This window comes from Streptomyces sp. P5F9 (assembly GCF_057961495.1).
In genome coordinates this window covers 1-3,274 of the sequence record NZ_JBXVPZ010000719.1, presented here as the reverse complement: position 1 = coordinate 3,274, position 3,274 = coordinate 1, and the positions used below count along the sequence as shown (strand labels likewise).

Annotated in this window: 1 protein-coding gene; it reads left to right on the top strand. The window is 70.6% G+C overall.

Annotated features, from left to right (window positions below):
* Window positions 1-500: 500 nt before the first annotated feature.
* On the top strand, window positions 501-3,239 hold the full coding sequence (polA, locus tag AC31A1_RS48995; RefSeq protein WP_489659527.1) for a DNA polymerase I: 2,739 nt from the start codon (window positions 501-503) through the stop codon (window positions 3,237-3,239).
* Window positions 3,240-3,274: the final 35 nt, after the last annotated feature.

Sequence of the window (3,274 nt, the reverse complement as noted above, 5' to 3'; positions counted from 1 at the left end):
GTGGGGTGGGGTTTGTCCGACCGCCCGCCACTGCGGGTGCTGCCGTCCGACCGGCCTGTGCTGCGGCGGTGGGTGCAGGTCGTTCGATCTTCACCGCGGCGGGCCGGGACGCGTCCGCTGCCGCGACGGTGACCACCTCGCGCGCCGCGACGGTGACCTCTTCACGCGCGCGTGGCCGATCGCCTCGGCATCTCGCAGCGGCAGGACCTCTTTTCACGACCCCGTGGCCGCGCGGCCACGGGAAACCAGTTCTCCTACGACCGTTGCCGGGACGCGACGGGGCTCACTGCCTTCGCCTGCCGTGGACTCGCCTTCCGCGGACTGCCTTCCCTCGCCTTCGCATGTGCCTTCGCACCGCGGACCACGACGATTCCGGCCTCCGCTCGCGCCCTCGCGGCGGCGGCTTCCGCCCCTCCTGGCCGGGCCCGCCGTCGCGACCGTGACCTCCGACGCGGCGACCGTGACTCCGACTGTCAGTGGGGCGTGGCAGGATCGGGGGCGTGGCAGAGACAGCATCGAAGAAGACCGACAAGACCTCCGGGAACACCTCCGGCGGAGACCGTCCACGGCTGATGCTGATGGACGGGCACTCGCTGGCCTACCGCGCGTTCTTCGCGCTGCCCGCGGAGAACTTCACGACCGCGACGGGCCAGCCGACGAACGCGATCTACGGCTTCGCGTCGATGCTGGCCAACACCCTGCGCGACGAGGCGCCCACGCACTTCGCGGTGGCCTTCGACGTGTCCCGCAAGACCTGGCGCTCCGAGGAGTTCACCGAGTACAAGGCGAACCGCTCCAAGACCCCGGACGAGTTCAAGGGCCAGGTCGAGCTGATCGGCGAGCTGCTCGACACGATGCACGTGTCCCGGTTCGCGGTCGACGGCTTCGAGGCCGACGACGTCATCGCCACGCTCGCCACCCAGGCCGAGGCCGAGGGCTTCGACGTGCTGATCGTCACCGGCGACCGGGACTCGTTCCAGCTGGTGTCCGACCACACCACGGTGCTGTACCCGACGAAGGGTGTCTCCGAGCTGACCCGGTTCACTCCGGAGAAGGTCGTCGAGAAGTACGGGTTGACGCCGGCCCAGTACCCGGACTTCGCGGCGCTGCGCGGCGACCCGTCCGACAACCTCCCCGGCATCCCCGGCGTCGGCGAGAAGACCGCCGCGAAGTGGATCAACCAGTTCGGTTCGTTCGCCGAACTGGTCGAGCGCGTCGACGAGGTCAAGGGCAAGGCCGGGCAGAACCTCCGCGACCACCTGGACTCCGTCAAGCTCAACCGACGCCTCACCGAGATGGTCAAGGACGTCGAGCTGCCCAGGACGGTCCTCGACCTGGAGCGTGCGCCCTACGACCGCACGGCCCTCGCGATGGTTCTCGACACCCTGGAGATCCGCAACCCCTCGCTGCGCGAGCGCCTCCTGGCCGTCGACCCGGGCAACGAGGAGGCCGACGCGACCCCGCCCGCCGAGAGCGGCGTGGCGGTCGACGGCTCGGTCCTCGCCACCGGCGAACTGACCGGCTGGCTCGCCGACTACGGCACCGAGCCCCTCGGCGTCGCCACCGTCGACACCTGGGCGCTCGGCTCGGGTTCGGTGACCGAGGTCGCGCTCGCCACCGCCGGGGGAGCGGCCGCCTGGTTCGACCCCGCCGAGCTGGACGAGAGCGACGAGAACGCGTTCTCGGCCTGGCTGTCCGACGCCGACCGCCCCAAGGTGTTCCACAACGCCAAGGGCGCGATGCGGGTCTTCGCCGAGCACGGCTGGACGATCGCCGGCATCTCCATGGACACCGCGCTCGCCGCCTACCTGGTCAAGCCCGGCCGCCGCTCCTTCGACCTGGACGCGCTGTCCCTGGAGTACCTCGGCCGCGAACTGGCCCCCGCCGCCACGGCCGACGGGCAGCTCGCGTTCGGCGCGGACGACGGCGCCGAGGCGGACGCCCTGATGGTGCAGGCCCGCGCGATCCTCGACCTCGGCGTCGCCTTCGGGGAGCGCCTCCAGGAGGTCGGCGCGGCGGACCTGCTCCGTGACATGGAGCTGCCGACCTCGATCCTGCTGGCCCGCCTGGAGCGGTCAGGCATCGCGGCCGACAAGACGCACCTCGAAGCCATGGAGCAGATGTTCGCCGGCGCCGTCCAGCAGGCGGTGAAGGAGGCGCACGCGGCGGCCGGGCACGAGTTCAACCTCGGCTCGCCCAAGCAGCTCCAGGAAGTCCTCTTCGGCGAACTGGGCCTGCCCAAGACCAAGAAGACGAAGACCGGCTACACCACCGACGCGGACGCGCTGGCCTGGCTGGCCAACCAGACCGAGAACGAACTGCCGGTCATCATGCTCCGCCACCGCGAACAGGCGAAGCTGCGCGTCACCGTAGAGGGCCTGATCAAGACGATCGCGACGGACGGCCGCATCCACACCACGTTCAACCAGACGGTTGCGGCAACGGGCCGCCTCTCCTCGACGGACCCGAACCTGCAGAACATCCCGGTCCGCACGGACGAGGGCAGGGCGATCCGCCGGGGCTTCGTGGTGGGCGAGGGCTACGAGTCCCTGATGACCGCGGACTACAGCCAGATCGAGCTCCGCGTGATGGCCCATCTCTCCGAGGACGAGGGCCTGTTGGAGGCGTTCACCTCGGGCGAGGACCTGCACACCACGGTCGCCTCCCAGGTGTTCTCCGTCGAGGGTTCCGCGGTCGACGCGGAGATGCGCCGCAAGATCAAGGCGATGTCGTACGGCCTCGCCTACGGCCTGTCCGCCTTCGGCCTCTCCCAGCAGCTGAACATCGACGCGGGCGAGGCACGGGTCCTGATGGACACGTACTTCGAGCGCTTCGGCGGCGTACGGGACTATCTGCGTCGCGCGGTCGACGAGGCGCGGGCGACGGGCTACACGGCGACCCTCTTCGGCCGCCGCCGCTACCTCCCCGACCTCAACAGCGACAACCGCCAACGCCGCGAGGCCGCCGAGCGCATGGCGCTCAACGCCCCGATCCAGGGCACCGCGGCGGACATCGTCAAGATGGCCATGCTCAAGGTCGACACCGCCCTGCGCGAGGCCGGCCTCAAGTCCCGCATGCTCCTCCAGGTCCACGACGAAATCGTCCTGGAGATCGCCCCCGGGGAACGAACGGCCACCGAGGAACTCGTCCGCCACGCGATGGCCGGCGCGGTCCACCTCCGGGCACCGCTGGACGTCTCGGTGGGCGTGGGACCGGACTGGGAGTCCGCCGCGCACTAGCCTCCGGCGGTTGGGCGGGGGGTGTGCGGGAGGTT